This is a genomic window from Pseudomonas orientalis (assembly GCF_002934065.1).
Taxonomy (GTDB): Bacteria; Pseudomonadota; Gammaproteobacteria; order Pseudomonadales; family Pseudomonadaceae; genus Aquipseudomonas; species Aquipseudomonas orientalis_A.
Map to the genome: position 1 here is coordinate 4,964,202 of NZ_CP018049.1, position 16,914 is coordinate 4,981,115.

Sequence of the window (16,914 nt, forward strand, 5' to 3'; positions counted from 1 at the left end):
TGAACCGCTATTACTCATTCTGTTACAACCGATTATTCTTGCCTCGCTCTCAGGGCAAACAGCCCGCTCCCGAGTTGGGGAGAAAAGCTTGAATCCAATGGATTGTGACTATTTTCAATCTGTTACCCGTGTTCACTGACGTTGATTTATCGCTCCTTGATCCAACGTCTTACTTCGGCCGCTGCCTGTGCAGCGGCCTTTTTTATGCATGGAATAAAAACGGGGCGCCATCGACGCCCCGTAGGATTCTCTAATTTTATGGTAACGATCAGAGGCTGAACTTCTGCAAGTTGGCCATCATTTCCTTCAAGGCCTCGATAGTGTCCTTGGGGTGCGCCGCGCCTTCGAAGTCGCAGATTTGCTGCCAGTGCGCCGCCACGTCTTCCGGCGAAAAGCCCGCTTCTGGATCAAAGCCCACGCCCAGGCTGCGCTCCCAACGGGTCTTGCCGATCCAGCCGCCACCCACCTCGAACAGGCCGGAGGTTTCCTGGCAGGCTTCGCTGCCCAGGTACACCACCAACGGGCTGACCAGTTCCGGCTTGAGGCGCTCGAATACCTGCGGCGGGATCAGCCCCTCAGTCATGCGCGTGCCGCCAGTGGGGGCAATCGCGTTGACCAGGATGTTGTTCTTGCGCCCCTCCAGCGCCAGGGTGCGGGTCAAGCCATACAGGCCGAGCTTGGCCATGCCGTAGTTGGACTGGCCGAAGTTGCCGTAGATGCCCGAGGTGGACGCGGTGAAGATCACCCGGCCATACCCCTGCTCGCGCAGATGCGGCCAGGCGGCGCGCGTGACTTTGTAGGCGCCTTCGACATGCACCCGGTAAACCAGGTCCCAATCGCTGTCGTCCATTTTCTGGAAGGTTTTATCGCGCAGGATACCGGCGTTGTTCACCACCACGTCGATACGGCCGAAGGCATCCAGCGCGTTCTGCACGATTTTGTCACCATCGGTGACGGAGTCATGGTTGGCTTCGGCAATGCCGCCGGCTTCGCGGATTTCGGCCACCACCCGGTCGGCCGCCGAAGCATTGGCGCCCTCGCCCTGGGTCGAACCACCGAGATCATTGACCAGCACTTTGGCCCCGTGCCGGGCGAACAGCAGCGCGTGAGCCCGGCCCAATCCGCCGCCGGCACCGGTGACGATCACGACCTTATCCTGCAACTGCACTGACTGACTCATACCGAACTCCTCTGGCGACAATGGCTATGGCCAGAGTGTCGGGCACAGCGCCTCCGGTCACAATAAATACGCCCGACGCTGAATGGTGCTCGATAAGGCAGCGGGATGATGCCTTGGGGCAGGTGCCAGGCTCAGGAACAAGCCGCACGCACCGACTGCTGGCCAATATGCTCACGAAACGCCTGGTAATGCCTGAGCACCTGGACCGGTGCCTCGATCTGCGGGTAATGGCCGATGCCGGCCAGCGATACCGTATCGGCATGCGGCACCAACTGGCGGTAGCGCTCCACCATGTGCGCGCCGGAAATGGGATCGACCTCACCGTCGATGACGCGCAACGGCACGTCGTCGCGTTGCATCGCCGCCACCCAGCGGTCACGCAGGCGACGGCGCTGCGGGATATAGCTGATCAGTTTGTGCAGGATACGCGGGCCATCGTTGCGTTCAATCAGGCTCCAGAAATCATCCAGGGCACTTTCGCTGGGGCGCGTGCGGGGCCCAAATATCTGGTTGAAACTGCTGGCCAGACTGCTTCGTCCAGAAGCCCGGCCAATCATCCAGCCCAGGGGACTGAGCAATAACTTCTGCACCAAGGTTGCGCGATGGGTTTCAGGGAACAGCCCACCGTTGAGAAACACACAACTGGCCATCTGGAACCGGCCTTCATAATTCCGGGCCAGCAGTTCCTGGGCCACGCTGTCGCCATAGTCATGGGCCAACACGTGCACCGGTTTCGTCACCTGCAGGTGTTCGAGCAGCGCCTGCTGCAGATCCGCCTGCTCCAGCAGGCAGTAACCGTGATCCAGCGGTTTGGCCGAGTCGCCAAAGCCGAGCATGTCGCAGGCAATCACCAGATGGTGCTGGGCCAGGGGCTGCCACAGGTAGTGCCAATCCCAACTGGCCGTGGGAAAGCCATGAATCAGCAGCAGCGGCTCGCCCTGCCCGGCCACCCAATAACGAATGGACTGGCCGCGAAAGACGAAGTCCTGGCCGCGCTTGCGCCAGACGCTGAGCGGAATTTCTGCAAGTGGCATCAGCTTTTATACCCGGGGGCCTGGTGATCCAATGTGCGCAACAGCGCCGGCCAGGCCAGCGCTCCGACCATATCTTGGGCACTTTTTGTGACAGCTGCCACCATCGCCTTTGACGATGAAACCGGAACTAGGCTCACGATGTCGACCTCCTTGGCGCACTTATTATTATTTTTAAAGTGATGGGCCAGTCTAGTCAGACGCCCTGGCTTGCGGAGTTGCCTTCGCAGCCAGCTTGATGACTGGGCGAGTCAGCCAGGAGAATAGTACAAATCGGTGTCAGAGAAGCGCCGTCAATAAAAGCGCGCCGGACAGCGCGTCCACGGATGGCGCACCCACCTGTTACTGCTGCAGGGCCGTCACGAACTCGGCCAGCCACGGCTCGGCGTCGCTTTCCGGGGTCACGCTTTCGCTGGCGTCCAGGCGCAGCATCGGCAGCACTTCGCGTACGCCCAACTCACCGAACAATTCGCGCAGTTGCTCGCCGCCGCCGCAGAAGGTATCGCCATAGCTGGCGTCGCCCAGGCCAATGACCGCACCGGGCAGGCCGCGCCAGGCGGCAGGCAGTTGATCGCGAATACTCGAATACAGCGGCTGCAGGTTGTCGGGTAATTCGCCCATGCCGGTGGTCGATGTGACCGCCAGGAACGCCTCGGGGGCGAAGGCCTGCACCTGCGCCAGCGTGGCGCGCGGATCGTGCCAGGCTTCAAAACCCGCTGCGTTGAGGATGTCCCGGGCGTGGCGGGCGACTTCTTCTGCCGTGCCGTAGACCGAGCCGGAAAGGATGGCGACTTTCATCAATCTGATCCTGTCATTGAACGAAAGCGTAGGATATTAGCAGCTGCACCAGGGTTTCAGTGCCTGCCGTGCAACATTCAGAATTTGCCATAAACTTGCACCATCGGAACACGCCATGGAACGTTCAATGATTAACCCCAAGTTGCTGCAGATGGTTGTCAACGCGTCCAACGACGGCATCGTCGTTGCCGAACGCGAGGGCGACGAGAAGCCGCTGATCTACGTCAACCCCGCGTTCGAACGTCTGACCGGCTACACCCTGGACGAGATTCTCTATCAGGATTGCCGTTTCCTGCAGTCGGGTGATCGCGACCAGCCGGCCCTGATGGCGATCCGCGAGGCGCTCGACAGTGGCGGCGCCTGCCGCGAGATCGTGCGCAACTACCGCAAGGACGGCACGCACTTCTGGAACGAACTCTCGGTATCCACGGTGTACAACGCCGCCGACCAGCAGACGTATTTCGTCGGTGTGCAAAAAGACGTCACCACTCAGGTAAAGGCGCAGCAACGCGTGGCTCAGCTGGAAGCCCAGGTGGCCGAGCTTAAGGCCGAGCTGGCGGCGCTCAAGTCAACGAGCGGCGTTAACAAGCTGTAAAAAATGCCTTCTTTAGAGCAATAATGGCCTTTTAATGCGCAACCTTTGAGCTATATCAATGCACCGCGATGCTCTACTGACTCAGGACGAGCTGGATTTTATCCAGAACATGCAGCACAACCCGCAGCTCAACCTGCGGGATGCAGGGTCGAGCCTGACGGTCAATGGCGGTGCACAGATTCGCGACCTGCTGACCCGGTTGGCCGCCCATGACCAGGTCACCATCCAGGCGCAATTCGACAATCAGCAACTGACCTTCCCTCTGCATCTGGTAGAGGATGAATTTCATGCAGTGCATCTTCGGTTGGGCGTGCCGAGTATTTTTGAAGACGGGCCGATGGTCCGCCCATGGCGCCTGGCCCTTGAAGAGCCGGTGGCCCTGGAGAACAGCAAGGGCTACGCCAGCGCCCTGTGGGTGCATGAAGTGTCATTCAAAGGTGTGCTGGTAGAAGGGCGTGGCCGAGCCAGACCGCCGAAAACCTTCTCGTTGTGGTTCAGCCCGTCCGGTTACGAACGCATTGCGCTGCGCGGTACGTTGGAGCGGGAAACCGCCCGGGGATTGTTCGCCTACCGCCTGAATCAGAGTGACTCGGATGAAATCGAGCGCCTGCGCCAGTTCATCCTGCACCAGCATCGTCTGGTGCATCCGCATGTACATGCATGAGATCAGGTATCCAGGCCGCCACTGAGAAACTGCTGCAGAAGCTGCTGCATCTGACGCCCTTCACTGCCCAGGCAGCCAATGGACGTACCGGCCAGATCAGCCTGCACCAGGTCCGATGCAGCACCCGCCAGAAACAGCGGGCAGTTGAGGGTCAATGCCAGCCGGTTCAAGCGCGCTTCCAGGTCCTGCTTGTGTGCGTGGTTGGAGAAAATGACCATCGCCTGGGGGCGGATCTTTTCACAGACAAGGGTCAACTCCTCGACCGGCTGACCCAGGCCCAGCACCTTCACGGTCAAATCCTCCCCGCTCATCAGCAGCGCCGCCACCAAAAGCTCAAGTTTTCGGCACTCACCCGGCATGGCGCAGAGTAACACGCGGGGGGCCGCCGATGCGCTGGCTATCTGTAGACGCAGGAGCGTCTGCACGCGCAGGAAAGCGTCGAAAAACAGCCACTCGCTGGCCTGGCCGAAACCGCCCTGATGGCGCAGCAGGTCGTTCCACAGCGGCATCAGGATGTCCTGGAACGCGACGTTCAAGGGATAGCTCGAGAAAATCTGACCGTACACGCTTTCCAACTGGCGATCATCGAAAGCACTGATGGCCTGCAGCAGCCGAGCCCGCCACTGCGGCCATTCGCTGTCTGCAACCGCGTCGCGCTCGGCACGCAGCGCGTCGACCTGTTGAGCGTCACGGGCCAGAAGTTTGCCTACCTTGCTCACCGCGACGCCACGTTCAGTCCATTCGAGAATACGATTGACCGTCTCGATATCGCCCCTGGAGTAAAGGCGGTGCCCGCTTTCGGTGCGCACGGGCCGGATCAGACCATAGCGCCGCTCCCACGCCCGCAGCGTGACCGGATTGACGCCTGTCAATCTTGCGACTTCTCGAATGGGGAACAGTTGCGCCGAATCAATCGATGCCAGCTGCAAAGTGCTATCAGTCGGGGCAGTAATCACGTTATTTCTGACAAAAGTCACCAGGATTGGAGCCGCATTTAACGCCTTTAAACCTGTCTTTTTCAAGCTCCCTGGACTTCGGACCAATGTCACTGGCGTATTTTCCCAAAACAGGAATAATCCTTGCCTGTTTTTTCAGCGCAGTGGCACTACCCGCCGCTGCGCTCGTGCGCTGCCTACCCGGCCAAGCGCACCCGTTTATCTGGAGATACACAATGTCTACCTCTCCCGTCACCTTGATGGTTGCGCGCCGTGTGGCCAAAGGTCGCTATGAAGAACTGATGGCCTGGCTGCGCGAAGGCGAGCAACTGGCCACCGATTTTCCCGGTTACCTGGGCTCCGGCGTGCTCGCACCGCCTCCCCATGATGATGAATTCCAGATTATCTTCCGCTTCGCCGATGAAAAGACCCTGCATGCCTGGGAGTTTTCCGCGTCGCGCAGTGCCTGGCTGAGCCGTGGCAGCGAGCTGTTTGCCGACCCGTCCGAGCACCGTGTCAGTGGCATCGATGGCTGGTTCGGCGCCGTCGGCGCACGCCCGCCGCGCTGGAAACAGGCGGTGGCGATCTGGCTGGCGTTTTTCCCGGTGTCGCTGCTGTTCAATTTCGGCCTGGCCCCCCTGCTCGGCGAGTTGGACCTGTTCAGCCGGGTGCTGGTCAGCACCCTGGCGCTCACACCGTTGATGGTTTACTTCTTTATCCCGTTATCGACTCATCTACTGGCGAACTGGCTGCACCCGACGCCGTCCCGCAAGGCCGGCGAAGCCGCTGCCTGAGTACAGGGGGGGCGGGTCGCTGGTATAGTTTGCATCTGCCAGCGACTCGAGCCTCCCATGACTGCAACCAACGCCCCGATCCTGATCACCGGTGCCGGCCGGCGTGTCGGCCTGTATTGCGCCGAGCGCCTGCTGGACGAAGGGCAACCGGTGATCTTCAGCTACCGCAGCGAACGTCCGGGTGTGCAGCAATTGCGCGAACGCGGCGCGGTCGGCCTGTTTGCCGATTTTTCCAGCGAGGCGGGAATCCTGGCGTTCATCGCTGAGCTGAAGTCACGTACCGACGCGCTGCGTGCGATCATCCACAACGCTTCGGCCTGGGTCGCGGAAACGCCGGGCGACGAAAGCCGCGCCTTTATCGATATGTTCAGCGTGCACATGCTTGCGCCGTACCTGATCAACCTGCATTGTTCCCCCCTGCTGCAACGCTCGACACCGGCCGACATCGTGCATATCAGCGACGATGTGGTGCGCAAGGGCAGCCGTCAGCACATGGCCTATTGCGCCACCAAGGCCGGTCTCGACAGCCTCACGCTGTCGTTTGCCGCGCAGTTCGCACCGTTGATCAAGGTCAACGGCATTGCGCCGGCCATGGTGATGTTCAATGAAGGCGACGACGCGGCCTATCGCGACAGGGTCCTGGCCAAGTCGGCACTGGGCATCGAGCCCGGGCCGCAAGTGATCTACCAGAGTGTGCGTTACCTGCTGGACAACCCCTATGTCACCGGGACCACCCTGACCGTCAACGGCGGGCGGCACATCAAGTAAGCCGTTTGTGAGGATGTTGTATGACTTTGTCCCTGCCCCACCATTACCGCGAGATCCTCAAGGGCCTGGGTGAAGACCCCGAGCGCGAAGGCCTGCTCGATACGCCCAAGCGCGCCGCCAAGGCGATGCAGTATCTGTGTCATGGCTACGAGCAGAATCTGCAGGAAATCGTCAACGGCGCCTTGTTCGCCTCTGACAATGACGAGATGGTGATCCTCAAGGACATCGAGTTGTACTCGCTGTGCGAGCATCACCTGCTGCCCTTTATCGGCAAGGCCCACGTGGCCTATATTCCGACCGGCAAGGTGCTGGGCCTGTCCAAGCTGGCGCGCATCGTCGACATGTTCGCCCGACGCCTGCAGATCCAGGAAAACCTCACCCGACAGATCGCCGATGCCATCCAGGACGTGACCCAGGCCGCCGGCGTGGCGGTGGTGATCGAGGCCAGGCACATGTGCATGATGATGCGCGGCGTGGAAAAACAGAATTCAACCATGAACACCTCGGTGATGCTCGGCGCCTTCCGCGAGTCGAACACCACGCGCATGGAGTTCCTGCAACTGATTGGACGGAGCAAGTAGCAATGCCACAACTTCAACCAGGCATGGCGCGCATCCGGGTCAAGGACCTGTGCCTGCGCACCTTTATCGGCATCAACGAGGACGAAATCCTCAACAAGCAGGATGTGCTGATCAACCTCACCATCCTGTATGCCGCCCAGGAAGCCGTGCGCGATAATGACATCGACCATGCCTTGAATTACCGCACCATCACCAAGGCGATCATCGCCCATGTCGAAGGCAACCGTTTTGCCCTGCTCGAGCGCCTGACCCAGGAGCTGCTGGACCTGGTGATGAGTAACCAATCGGTGCTGTACGCCGAAGTCGAAGTGGACAAGCCCCATGCGCTGCGCTTTGCCGAGTCGGTTTCGATTACTCTGGCGGCCAGCCGCTGATACTCAAGTGAGCCCTATGAACGACCAACAACGCCTCGAACTCGAAGCCGCCGCCTTTCGCCGGCTGGTAGCACACCTGGACAGCCGCAAGGATGTACAGAACATCGACCTGATGAACCTGGCCGGCTTCTGCCGCAACTGCCTGTCCAAGTGGTACAAGGCCGAGGCCGATGAGCGCCGGATCGAGCTGAGCCTCGATGACGCCCGTGAAGTGGTGTACGGCATGCCGTACGCGCAGTGGAAAGCCCAATATCAAAAAGAAGCCAGCGCCGACCAGCAGGCCGCGTTCGCCAAAGGAAAACCCCATGACTGACCTGACCACCCTGCGCGCCAGCCTCAACAGCGGCGAGCACGTTTTTGCCGATACTCTGGCTTTTGTTGCCGCAGGTTACGACTACCAGCCGCAAGCCTTCACCAACGGCGAGGTGGAAAATGCCGCCGGCCAGAACGAAGGTTCGTGCAAGACCCTGGGGTTGGCGTTACTGGAGGGGTTGAGCGATCAGGAAGCGTTGCTGGCGTTTGGCGAGCATTACCGTGCGGTGGTGGCGACGCCTGAAGGCAGTGACCACGGAAATATCCGCGCATTGATCGCCCATGGTCTGGCCGGTGTGAAATTCAGCGCACAGCCGCTGACGCGCAAATCCTGAGTCAGACGCGGAGCAAAATGTGGGAGGGGGCTTGCCCCCGATGGCAGTGTGTCAGTCAGTACATCTGATACTGAAACACCGCAATCGGGGGCAAGCCCCCTCCCACATTTGTTTTGCAGCGTCGCTTAGTTCGCGCAAGAGCCTGGGGTTGGCGTTGCTGGAAGGGTTGCTGGTGTTTGGCGAGCATTACCGTTCGGTGGTCGCGACGCCTGAAGGCACTGACCACGGAAATATCCGCGCATTGATCGCCCATGGCCTGGCCGGCGTGAAATTCAGCGCACAGCCGCTGACCCGCAAATCCTGAGTCATACGCGGAACAAAATGTGGGAGGGGGCTTGCCCCCGATGGCAGTGTGTCAGTCAGTACATCTGATACTGAAACACCGCAATCGGGGGCAAGCCCCCTCCCACATTTGTTTTGCAGAGCTGCTTAGAACGAAGCGTCTTTCAGACCATCGAGGTAACGCTCAGCATCCAGGGCCGCCATGCAGCCGGCGCCGGCCGAGGTGATGGCCTGGCGGTACACGTGGTCCGCCACGTCACCGGCAGCGAAGATGCCTTCGATGTTGGTGGCTGTTGCGTTGCCTTCACGGCCGCCCTGCACCACCAGGTAACCGTCTTTGGCTTCCAGCACGCCTTCGAACAACGAGGTGTTCGGGGTGTGGCCGATGGCGATGAATACGCCGTCGACTGTCAACTCGTCGAAGCTGCCGTCGTTGTTCTTCAGGCGGGCGCCGGTCACGCCCATGTTGTCACCCAGGACTTCGTCCAGCGTGGCGTTGAGCTTGAGGATGATCTTGCCTTCAGCGACACGGGCGTGCAGCTTGTCGATCAGGATTTTCTCGGCGCGGAAGGTTTCGCGGCGGTGCACCAGGGTCACGGTGCTGGCGATGTTGGCCAGGTACAGCGCCTCTTCCACGGCGGTGTTGCCGCCACCGACCACAGCCACCGGCTTGTTGCGATAGAAGAAACCGTCGCACGTCGCGCAGGCGGAAACGCCCTTGCCCATGAACGCCTCTTCCGAGGGCAGCCCGAGGTAACGGGCGCTGGCGCCGGTGGCGATGATCAATGCGTCACAGGTGTACACGCCGCTGTCGCCGGTCAGGCTGTAAGGCTTCTTGGAGAAGTCGACCTTGTTGATGTGGTCGAACACGATCTCGGTTTCAAAGCGCTCGGCGTGTTCTTTCATACGCTCCATCAGCACCGGGCCGGTCAGGCCATGGACATCGCCCGGCCAGTTGTCGACTTCAGTGGTGGTGGTCAACTGACCGCCCGCCTGCATGCCGGTGATCAGCAGCGGCTTGAGGTTGGCCCGGGCAGCGTAGACGGCAGCGCTGTAACCGGCAGGGCCGGAACCGAGAATAATCACTCGCGAATGACGGGTATCAGACATGACTCACTCCTATCGACCGTCCGCACAACAAGACGGCTGGAATAAAAAAGGGACCACGAAGCACTTGGGGAAGGCTTGAACTCGCGGGCCCTGAAAATAATGGGTGCAGCGTATCGAGGGGGGCAAGATTAAGGAAATACGGAATAACAATCCAGCTCATAGGTGGTCTCTATGCAGTCGGCTCGGTCAATCGAGGCGTTTGTTACCGTTGATGTCGCCGCTTTCGCCCGGAATACAAAGCCGGTAAGGTCGGCCCGTTCGTCACTATGCTCGGAGTTATCCATGCCCGCCCCCGCTCTTTCCGGCCCGCAATACCTGCGCGAAGGCCTCAAACTGGTGCTGAGCCCCGGCCTGCGCCTGTTTGTGCTGCTGCCGCTGGCGATCAACCTGCTGCTGTTTGTGGGGCTGATCTATTTTGCCGGGCACCAGTTCAGCCTGTGGGTTGACCACCTGATGCCAACCCTGCCGAGTTGGCTGAGCTTTCTCAATTACCTGTTATGGCCGTTGTTTGTCGCGCTGGTGGTGCTGATGGTGTTCTTCACCTTCACCATGCTCGCCAACATCATCGCGGCGCCGTTCAATGGCTTTCTATCGGAGAAAGTCGAGGTGGTGGTGCGTGGCACCGACGACTTCCCCGCGTTCAGTTGGGCCGAATTGATCGCCATGGTCCCGCGCACCCTGGCCCGGGAAATGCGCAAGCTGGGCTACTTTCTGCCGCGGGCTATCGGCCTGTTCATCCTGTCGTTCATTCCAGTGGTCAACCTGATTGCCGCGCCGTTGTGGCTGCTTTTCGGCGTGTGGATGATGGCGATCCAATACATCGACTACCCGGCCGACAACCACAAGCTGGGCTGGAACGAAATGCTCGCCTGGCTGCGCCAGAAACGCTGGCAGAGCATGAGTTTTGGCGGAGTCGTCTACCTGGTGCTGCTGGTGCCGGTGGTCAACCTGCTGATGATGCCGGCGGCGGTCGCCGGGGCCACGCTGTTCTGGGTGCGCGAGCAAGGTGCCGAGGCGATGACGGGTCAGCAGGTAGCCCGGTCATAAATCCATCATCGCAGTGACACAATGACGACATGGCCCGCAGCGACACTGTGGGTCATGACGACAGCCTCGCTTCACATCACCCTGATCACCGAAACCTTCCCGCCGGAAATCAACGGGGTGGCCAACACCCTTGGCCGCCTGTGCGACGGTTTGCGCGCGCGCGGCCATCAAATCGAACTGGTGCGCCCCCGCCAGGGTGTCGACCAGAGCCGGCCGAGTGACGATGAGTTGCTGCTGTGCCGTGGCTGGCCGTTGCCGGGATATCCAGGGCTGCAATGGGGCCAATCGTCGATGCACAAGCTGCTGCGACGCTGGACCCGTCAGCGCCCGGATGTGTTGTACATCGCAACCGAGGGGCCGCTGGGCCTGTCGGCGTTGCGCGCGGCGCGACGCCTGGGCATCAGCGTGGTCAGCGGCTTCCACACCAACTTTCAACAGTATTCGAACCAGTACGGCTTGAGTCTGTTGAGTCGCCTGGTCACCCATTACCTGCGCTGGTTTCATAACCGGTCGACCTTGACGCTGGTTCCCAGCGCGAGTCAGCGCCTGGAGCTGGAGCGTCGGCACTTCGAGCGTCTCGGGATGCTGTCCCGGGGGGTCGATAGCCAACTGTTCCATCCGGCGAAACGCGACGACAGCCTGCGCGAAAGCTGGGGGGTGGAGAGCGACGATAGTGTGGTGCTGCACGTAGGACGCCTCGCCCAGGAGAAAAACCTGGGGCTGCTCAAACGCTGTTTCGATGCGTTGCAGAGCACTTACCCCTCGCGACGGTTCAAGTTGGTCATTGTCGGCGATGGCCCGCAGCGCGGCCTGTTGCAGCGCGACTTGCCCGAAGCGGTGTTCTGCGGCGCCCGGCGCGGCGAAGAGCTGGCACGGCATTACGCCTCGGGCGATCTGTTCCTGTTTCCGAGCCTCACCGAAACGTTCGGCAATGTGGTGCTGGAAGCCATGGCGTCCGGGCTGGGGGTGGTGGCGTACGACCAGGCGGCCGCCACCCAGCATATTCGCCATGGCTACAACGGTGCGCTGGCGATGCCGGGGGATGAGAACGCATTTTGCGATGCGGCCGTCTGGCTGCTGGAGGAGCGCGAGACCTTGCGCCGAGCGCGCTTGAATGCCCGACAACATGCCAGCCGCCAGGGCTGGCCGGCAATCGTCGAGCAGTTCGAGCGCCAGTTACGCGGTGCGTGCAATGACGGGCAACCAGCGCCCGTCTTGTCGCCGCTTACACCAGGCTCGTCAACGCCTCACGACTGAAGGGCAGAATGTCCGCCTCACGCCCCTCGCGCACCTTCACTGCCCAATCCGGGTCCACCAGCAGCGCACGGCCCACGGCGACCAGATCAAATTCCTCGTTATTCAAGCGCTCCAGCAGTTTCTCAAGGCTGGCCGGCTGCGCGACTTTATCGGTGTTGACCATGAACTGCAGGAATTCGTCATCCAGGCCGACACTGCCCACGGTAATCGTCGGCTTGCCCGTCAACTGGCGGGTCCACCCGGCCAGGTTGAGGTCGGAACCTTCGAACTCCGGTTCCCAGAACCGCCGCGTGGAGCAGTGGAAAATATCCACGCCGGCGTCGGACAACGGCTTGAGGAATTCGCCCAACGCCTCGGGGGTTTGCACCAGGCGCGCCGTGTAGTCCTGCTGCTTCCACTGGGAAAAACGCAAGATGATCGGGAAGTCCGGGCCGACCGCCGCGCGGGTAGCCTGGATCAGTTCGATGGCAAAACGTGAGCGGTTGGCCAGACTGCCGCCGTATTCGTCGGTGCGCTGGTTGCTGCCTTCCCAGAAGAACTGGTCGACCAGATAGCCGTGGGCGCCGTGGATTTCCACACCGTCCATGCCGATGCTCTGGGCATCTTTGGCCGCCTGGGCGAAGGCATTGATCACGTCCTTGATGTCCTGGGTGGTCATGCCGTGGACGACAACGTTGCCATCCTTGAGTTTCTCCATCGGGCCATAGGCCGGCACGCTGGCATCAGGTTCGGTACCGATACGGCGCACACTGCCCACATGCCATAACTGCGGAATAATCTTGCCGCCTTCGGCGTGGACCGCATCCACCACTTTCTTCCAGCCGGCCAACGCCGCTTCGCCGTAGAAGTGCGGCACGTTGGGGTAGCCGTTGGAGGCTTGATGGCCGACCACGGTGCCTTCGGTGATGATCAGGCCCACACCGGCGGCGGCGCGACGGCGGTAGTACTCGATCACTTTGGAATTGGGTACGCCGCCCGGTGAAAACGAACGCGTCATCGGCGCCATGACCACGCGGGTCGACAGTTGCAGTGCACCGAGCTGGAAAGGTTTGAACAAGGCTTGGACGGGCATGGAGCACTCCACATGAGGCGAATTTATGATGTGGATAATATGCACGCCGAAGCTTGCTGGGTAGCACTATTGATCTGAGTGATTAAGGCGATAAAAACAACCGAATACCTGTAGGAGCGAGCTTGCGCGCGAAGAGCCGGAGGGCGGCGCGTAAATCCTGAGCGTACGCGTCACCGTTGACGATTTTCGCGAGCAAGCTCGCTCCTACAACGAGGGGATTCAGGCCAGGGCTTTTTCGATGGCCTGGACGACCGTTGGATCATCCGGCGGCGTACGCGGCGAGAAGCGCGCAAGCACCCGGCCATCCTTGCCGAGCAGGAATTTTTCGAAATTCCAGGTGATATCGCCTGGAAACTCAGCGCCCTCGCCCGCCAGCAGGCGGTATAGCTGGTGACGATCAGGGCCGTTCACCTCAAGCTTGCTGCCCAGAGGGAACGTCACCCCGTAATTGAGGCTGCAGAATGCCTGGATCTCCTGCTCGGTGCCCGGCTCCTGACCTGCAAACTGATTGCACGGAAGGCCCAGCACGGTGAAACCCTGGTCCTTGTATTGCTGGTAGAGGTTTTCCAGGGCCGCATACTGCGGGGTCAGACCGCATTTGGAGGCGACGTTGACCACCAGCACGACTTGGCCCTTGAAGGGCGCCAGCGGCAGCTCTTGTCCGTCCAACGCTTTGAGTTTCAGGTCGTGGAAAGCACTCATGACGAACTCCAGATATCCCATGTTCTTCGCATTGCAGCCCTTCGAGATTACAGACCACAAGCCTGCAATCATAGATGCCGATTGAAAAACTCGCCCGCCGGTTACTGCGCGGTTGGCCACGGCAAGATCGGAATCGCCGTCACTGCGTTCTGCGGGCTGCCTTCGATCAGGCGGTCGCTGTAGACCAGATACACCAGGGTATTGCGCTTCTTGTCGAGGAAACGCACCACCTGCATGGTCTTGAACACCAGCGAGGTGCGCTCCTTGAACACTTCGTCGCCGTCCTTGAGCTCGCCCTTGAAGTGGATCGGGCCGACCTGGCGGCAGGCAATCGAGGCTTCGGCGCGGTCTTCGGCCAGGCCCAGGCCACCTTTCACGCCGCCGGTCTTGGCGCGCGACAGGTAACACGTCACGCCGTCGACCTTGGGGTCATCGAACGCCTCGACGACGATCCGGTCATTGGGGCCGACAATCTTGAACACCGTCGACACTTGGCCGACTTCTTCGGCCGAGGCCAACAGCGGCATGGCCAACAGCAGGCCGAGCAGTCCTGTCATTAAACGCATCGTGTATTCCTTTGGTTAAACCAGGATCAGGTTGTCGCGGTGAACCAGTTCCGGCTCAGCCATGTAACCCAGGAGTCCGACAATCGCGTCGGACGATTGTCCAATAATCTTCTGCGCTTCCAGGGCACTGTAGTTCGCCAGGCCGCGGGCGATCTCACGACCATCCGGCGCCACGCACACCACCATCTCGCCTCGGCGGAAGCTGCCTTGCACCCGTTTGACGCCCACCGGCAGCAAGCTTTTGTTGCCCTGGGACAGCGCCGATACCGCGCCTTCGTCCAGCACCAGGGTGCCACGGGTTTGCAGGTGCCCGGCCAGCCACTGCTTGCGCGCCGCCAGCATGCCACGCTCCGGCGACAGCAGCGTCCCGATGCGCTCGCCCGCCTTGAGGCGATCCAGCACGCGCTCCAGGCGCCCACCGACGATGATGGTGTGAGCCCCGGAACGCGCGGCCAGGCGCGCAGCGCGCAGCTTGGTCTGCATGCCGCCACGGCCCAATGCGCCGCCGACACTGCCGGCCACGGCGTCGAGCGCCGGGTCATCGGCACGGGCTTCGTAGATAAGCTGGGCGTCGGGGTTGTGGCGCGGGTCAGCGTCGAACATGCCGTCGCGGTCGGTGAGGATCACCAGCAGGTCGGCTTCCACCAGGTTGGCTACCAGCGCGGCGAGGGTGTCGTTGTCGCCGAAACGGATTTCGTCGGTGACCACGGTGTCGTTCTCGTTGATCACCGGGATGACCTTGAGCTCCACCAGCGCGCGCAGGGTACTGCGGGCGTTGAGGTAGCGCTTGCGGTCGGACAGGTCGTCATGGGTCAGCAGGATCTGCGCCGTGTGGCGACCGTGCTCGGCAAAGCTGGACTCCCAGGCTTGCACCAGGCCCATCTGGCCGATGGCGGCGGCGGCTTGCAGTTCGTGCATCGCGCTGGGTCGCGCGGTCCAGCCGAGGCGGCTCATTCCGGCGGCAACTGCCCCGGACGATACCAGCACCAACTCGACTCCGGCCTCATGCAAGGCCACCATCTGCTCGACCCAGACGCTCATGGCGGCACGGTCCAGCCCCTTGCCATCCGCTGTCAGCAACGCACTGCCGATCTTCACGACCCAGCGCTGCGCACCTGTCACTTTGCTCCGCATCATCTTCAACCTTAGAGTGAGGGCCGCGCGACCCAGCGCCGCCCATAACGTTATACCCGGATACCAAAACGCCGCTCCAAGGGAGCGGCGTTCAAGTTTATCGCAACGAATCAGTCACGCACGTAAATGATTTCCGGACCGTCTTCGTCATCCACGTCTTCTTCGTCCCAGTCATCGTCGCCGATGTCATGCACCGATTTCACGCCGCTGCGGCGCAGGGCACGCTGGTCGTCCAGCGCTTGCAGCTGGGCACGGGCTTCGTCTTCGATCTGTTGGTCGAGCTCGGCCAGTTCGGCCTTGAACACCGGGTCGGCCGCCAGGCGGTCGGCGCGGTCTTCCAGGTAGCGCATGATGTCGCGGGTCAGGCGCTCGGTGCCTTCTTTGGCGATGGCCGAGATCACGTAGACCGGACCTTCCCACTCCAGGCGATCGACGATTTCCTTGACGCGCTCTTCGTGCTCTTCTTCCAGGATCTGGTCGCACTTGTTCAGCACCAGCCAACGGTCACGCTCGGCCAGGGCCGGGCTGAACTTGGTCAGCTCGCTGACGATCACTTCGGCGGCGTCGGCTGCACTGGTGTCATCCAGTGGCGCCATGTCGACGAGGTGCAGCAGCAAACGCGTGCGCGACAAGTGCTTGAGGAAGCGAATCCCAAGGCCTGCGCCGTCGGAAGCGCCTTCGATCAGGCCAGGGATGTCGGCGATCACAAAGCTCTTCCAGCGGTCGACGCTTACAACGCCCAGGTTGGGTACCAGGGTGGTGAACGGGTAGTCGGCGACTTTCGGCTTGGCGGCCGAGACCGAGCGGATGAAGGTACTTTTGCCGGCGTTCGGCAGGCCCAGCAGGCCCACGTCGGCGAGTACTTTCATTTCCAGCTTGAGGTCGCGCTGCTCGCCCGGCTTGCCCGGGGTGGTCTGGCGTGGCGCACGGTTGGTACTGGACTTGAATCGGGTGTTACCCAGACCGTGCCAGCCGCCCTGCACCACCATCAGCTTCTGGCCGGCCTTGGTCAGGTCGCCGATCACTTCCTGGGTCGCGGAGTCGATGATCGTGGTGCCGACCGGTACGCGCAGCACCAGGTCTTCGCCTTTTTTACCGGTGCAGTCGGTGCTGCCGCCGTTGGAGCCACGCTCGGCATCGAAGTGCCGGGTGTAACGGTAGTCGACCAGGGTGTTGAGGTTTTCGTCGGCCATCAGGTAGATGGAACCGCCGTCACCGCCGTCACCGCCGTTGGGGCCACCGTTTTCAATGAACTTTTCGCGACGGAAACTCATGCAACCGTTACCGCCGTCGCCTGCTTTTACTCGGATGGAAACTTCATCAACGAACTTCATAACAAAACGCCTCTCGCCGCACGGACGAGCTTAAGAAACCAAG

General features: G+C 61.2%; 20 protein-coding genes and 2 pseudogenes. 11 read left to right on the top strand and 11 right to left on the bottom strand.

What is annotated here, in order from left to right:
- Positions 1–268 precede the first annotated feature (268 nt).
- From BOP93_RS22375 to BOP93_RS22390, 4 genes and pseudogenes are all read right to left on the bottom strand, one after another.
- Positions 269–1,180, bottom strand: a complete 912-nt coding sequence (locus tag BOP93_RS22375; RefSeq protein WP_104504695.1) for an SDR family oxidoreductase — start codon at positions 1,178–1,180, stop codon at positions 269–271.
- 131 nt (positions 1,181–1,311) lie between these two features.
- Positions 1,312–2,214 carry an alpha/beta fold hydrolase gene (locus BOP93_RS22380; protein WP_104504696.1) on the bottom strand — a complete coding sequence of 301 codons (903 nt, stop codon included), beginning with the start codon at positions 2,212–2,214 and terminating at the stop codon, positions 1,312–1,314.
- Positions 2,214–2,327: pseudogene (locus tag BOP93_RS27935) on the bottom strand (class II aldolase); the annotation flags it as partial. The pseudogene BOP93_RS27935 and the gene BOP93_RS22380, both read right to left, overlap by 1 nt.
- A 226-nt stretch (positions 2,328–2,553) precedes the next feature.
- Complete coding sequence (locus BOP93_RS22390) at positions 2,554–3,009, bottom strand: flavodoxin (RefSeq protein ID WP_065885067.1); 456 nt, start codon at positions 3,007–3,009, stop codon at positions 2,554–2,556.
- Positions 3,010–3,136: 127 nt separating this feature from the next.
- On the opposite strand from BOP93_RS22390, the gene BOP93_RS22395 reads away from it, so the two are divergent.
- Positions 3,137–3,604, top strand: a complete 468-nt coding sequence (locus BOP93_RS22395) for a PAS domain-containing protein (RefSeq protein ID WP_065935467.1) — start codon at positions 3,137–3,139, stop codon at positions 3,602–3,604.
- A 58-nt stretch (positions 3,605–3,662) separates the two neighbouring features.
- The gene (locus tag BOP93_RS22400) at positions 3,663–4,268 is read left to right on the top strand and encodes a hypothetical protein (RefSeq protein ID WP_104504697.1); all 606 of its coding nucleotides are present in this window, start codon (positions 3,663–3,665) and stop codon (positions 4,266–4,268) included.
- Positions 4,269–4,270: 2 nt separating this feature from the next.
- Here the strand turns inward: BOP93_RS22400 and BOP93_RS22405 are convergent, their stop codons facing one another.
- The gene (locus BOP93_RS22405; RefSeq protein ID WP_237140440.1) at positions 4,271–5,221 is read right to left on the bottom strand and encodes a MerR family transcriptional regulator; all 951 of its coding nucleotides are present in this window, start codon (positions 5,219–5,221) and stop codon (positions 4,271–4,273) included.
- Positions 5,222–5,439: 218 nt separating this feature from the next.
- Between BOP93_RS22405 and BOP93_RS22410 the strand changes: the two genes are divergently transcribed.
- From BOP93_RS22410 to BOP93_RS22440, 7 genes and pseudogenes are all read left to right on the top strand, one after another.
- Positions 5,440–5,997 (top strand): antibiotic biosynthesis monooxygenase, encoded by a 558-nt coding sequence (locus tag BOP93_RS22410; protein ID WP_104504699.1) that lies wholly within the window; start codon positions 5,440–5,442, stop codon positions 5,995–5,997.
- A 57-nt stretch (positions 5,998–6,054) separates the two neighbouring features.
- Positions 6,055–6,765, top strand: a complete 711-nt coding sequence (gene folM, locus BOP93_RS22415) for a dihydromonapterin reductase (RefSeq protein WP_104504700.1) — start codon at positions 6,055–6,057, stop codon at positions 6,763–6,765.
- 20 nt (positions 6,766–6,785) lie between these two features.
- Positions 6,786–7,346, top strand: coding sequence for a GTP cyclohydrolase I FolE (gene folE, locus BOP93_RS22420; protein WP_057724018.1), 561 nt, complete (start codon positions 6,786–6,788; stop codon positions 7,344–7,346).
- A gap of 2 nt (positions 7,347–7,348) precedes the next feature.
- Positions 7,349–7,720: a dihydroneopterin triphosphate 2'-epimerase gene (gene folX, locus BOP93_RS22425; protein WP_104504701.1), complete on the top strand. Its 372-nt coding sequence runs from the start codon at positions 7,349–7,351 to the stop codon at positions 7,718–7,720.
- 16 nt (positions 7,721–7,736) lie between these two features.
- Positions 7,737–8,033: a DUF1244 domain-containing protein gene (locus BOP93_RS22430; RefSeq protein WP_104504702.1), complete on the top strand. Its 297-nt coding sequence runs from the start codon at positions 7,737–7,739 to the stop codon at positions 8,031–8,033.
- Positions 8,026–8,367, top strand: a complete 342-nt coding sequence (locus BOP93_RS22435) for a HopJ type III effector protein (RefSeq protein WP_104504703.1) — start codon at positions 8,026–8,028, stop codon at positions 8,365–8,367. The genes BOP93_RS22430 and BOP93_RS22435 overlap by 8 nt, the downstream gene beginning before the upstream one ends.
- A 130-nt stretch (positions 8,368–8,497) precedes the next feature.
- Positions 8,498–8,671: pseudogene (locus BOP93_RS22440) on the top strand (HopJ type III effector protein); the annotation flags it as partial.
- A 125-nt stretch (positions 8,672–8,796) separates the two neighbouring features.
- Here BOP93_RS22440 and trxB read toward each other — a convergent pair.
- A complete protein-coding gene (trxB, locus tag BOP93_RS22445) occupies positions 8,797–9,759 on the bottom strand; it encodes a thioredoxin-disulfide reductase (RefSeq protein WP_065885058.1) in 963 nt (320 codons plus the stop codon).
- A gap of 282 nt (positions 9,760–10,041) precedes the next feature.
- Here trxB and cysZ point away from each other — a divergent pair, with 282 nt between their 5' ends.
- Positions 10,042–10,806: a sulfate transporter CysZ gene (cysZ, locus tag BOP93_RS22455; RefSeq protein WP_065935049.1), complete on the top strand. Its 765-nt coding sequence runs from the start codon at positions 10,042–10,044 to the stop codon at positions 10,804–10,806.
- A gap of 54 nt (positions 10,807–10,860) precedes the next feature.
- Positions 10,861–12,063, top strand: coding sequence for a glycosyltransferase family 4 protein (locus tag BOP93_RS22460; protein ID WP_104504705.1), 1,203 nt, complete (start codon positions 10,861–10,863; stop codon positions 12,061–12,063).
- Here the strand turns inward: BOP93_RS22460 and BOP93_RS22465 are convergent.
- From BOP93_RS22465 to cgtA, 5 genes are all read right to left on the bottom strand, one after another.
- A complete protein-coding gene (locus BOP93_RS22465; protein ID WP_104504706.1) occupies positions 12,032–13,135 on the bottom strand; it encodes an NADH:flavin oxidoreductase in 1,104 nt (367 codons plus the stop codon). The two genes, BOP93_RS22460 and BOP93_RS22465, sit on opposite strands and share 32 nt — an antisense overlap.
- A 219-nt stretch (positions 13,136–13,354) precedes the next feature.
- Positions 13,355–13,837: a glutathione peroxidase gene (locus tag BOP93_RS22470; RefSeq protein ID WP_065892862.1), complete on the bottom strand. Its 483-nt coding sequence runs from the start codon at positions 13,835–13,837 to the stop codon at positions 13,355–13,357.
- Between the two features lie 101 nt (positions 13,838–13,938).
- The gene (locus tag BOP93_RS22475) at positions 13,939–14,403 is read right to left on the bottom strand and encodes a CreA family protein (RefSeq protein WP_104504707.1); all 465 of its coding nucleotides are present in this window, start codon (positions 14,401–14,403) and stop codon (positions 13,939–13,941) included.
- Positions 14,404–14,418: 15 nt separating this feature from the next.
- Positions 14,419–15,537, bottom strand: a complete 1,119-nt coding sequence (gene proB, locus BOP93_RS22480; RefSeq protein ID WP_104504708.1) for a glutamate 5-kinase — start codon at positions 15,535–15,537, stop codon at positions 14,419–14,421.
- A gap of 110 nt (positions 15,538–15,647) precedes the next feature.
- Entirely contained in the window at positions 15,648–16,871 is a 1,224-nt protein-coding gene (gene cgtA, locus BOP93_RS22485; protein WP_104504709.1) for an Obg family GTPase CgtA, read from the bottom strand.
- Positions 16,872–16,914 lie beyond the last annotated feature (43 nt).

What these genes read in the sequence shown, in the direction of transcription:
- BOP93_RS22465 (WP_104504706.1), bottom strand. Translation starts at nt 13,135, where the DNA reads ATGCCCGTCCAAGCCTTGTTCAAACCTTTCCAGCTCGGTGCACTGCAA.
- folE (WP_057724018.1), top strand. Translation starts at nt 6,786, where the DNA reads ATGACTTTGTCCCTGCCCCACCATTACCGCGAGATCCTCAAGGGCCTG.
- cgtA (WP_104504709.1), bottom strand. Translation starts at nt 16,871, where the DNA reads ATGAAGTTCGTTGATGAAGTTTCCATCCGAGTAAAAGCAGGCGACGGC.
- BOP93_RS22410 (WP_104504699.1), top strand. Translation starts at nt 5,440, where the DNA reads ATGTCTACCTCTCCCGTCACCTTGATGGTTGCGCGCCGTGTGGCCAAA.
- BOP93_RS22430 (WP_104504702.1), top strand. Translation starts at nt 7,737, where the DNA reads ATGAACGACCAACAACGCCTCGAACTCGAAGCCGCCGCCTTTCGCCGG.
- cysZ (WP_065935049.1), top strand. Translation starts at nt 10,042, where the DNA reads ATGCCCGCCCCCGCTCTTTCCGGCCCGCAATACCTGCGCGAAGGCCTC.
- BOP93_RS22375 (WP_104504695.1), bottom strand. Translation starts at nt 1,180, where the DNA reads ATGAGTCAGTCAGTGCAGTTGCAGGATAAGGTCGTGATCGTCACCGGT.
- folM (WP_104504700.1), top strand. Translation starts at nt 6,055, where the DNA reads ATGACTGCAACCAACGCCCCGATCCTGATCACCGGTGCCGGCCGGCGT.
- BOP93_RS22475 (WP_104504707.1), bottom strand. Translation starts at nt 14,403, where the DNA reads ATGCGTTTAATGACAGGACTGCTCGGCCTGCTGTTGGCCATGCCGCTG.
- proB (WP_104504708.1), bottom strand. Translation starts at nt 15,537, where the DNA reads ATGCGGAGCAAAGTGACAGGTGCGCAGCGCTGGGTCGTGAAGATCGGC.
- BOP93_RS22435 (WP_104504703.1), top strand. Translation starts at nt 8,026, where the DNA reads ATGACTGACCTGACCACCCTGCGCGCCAGCCTCAACAGCGGCGAGCAC.
- BOP93_RS22400 (WP_104504697.1), top strand. Translation starts at nt 3,663, where the DNA reads ATGCACCGCGATGCTCTACTGACTCAGGACGAGCTGGATTTTATCCAG.
- BOP93_RS22380 (WP_104504696.1), bottom strand. Translation starts at nt 2,214, where the DNA reads ATGCCACTTGCAGAAATTCCGCTCAGCGTCTGGCGCAAGCGCGGCCAG.
- BOP93_RS22470 (WP_065892862.1), bottom strand. Translation starts at nt 13,837, where the DNA reads ATGAGTGCTTTCCACGACCTGAAACTCAAAGCGTTGGACGGACAAGAG.
- BOP93_RS22395 (WP_065935467.1), top strand. Translation starts at nt 3,137, where the DNA reads ATGATTAACCCCAAGTTGCTGCAGATGGTTGTCAACGCGTCCAACGAC.
- BOP93_RS22460 (WP_104504705.1), top strand. Translation starts at nt 10,861, where the DNA reads ATGACGACAGCCTCGCTTCACATCACCCTGATCACCGAAACCTTCCCG.
- BOP93_RS22390 (WP_065885067.1), bottom strand. Translation starts at nt 3,009, where the DNA reads ATGAAAGTCGCCATCCTTTCCGGCTCGGTCTACGGCACGGCAGAAGAA.
- folX (WP_104504701.1), top strand. Translation starts at nt 7,349, where the DNA reads ATGCCACAACTTCAACCAGGCATGGCGCGCATCCGGGTCAAGGACCTG.
- trxB (WP_065885058.1), bottom strand. Translation starts at nt 9,759, where the DNA reads ATGTCTGATACCCGTCATTCGCGAGTGATTATTCTCGGTTCCGGCCCT.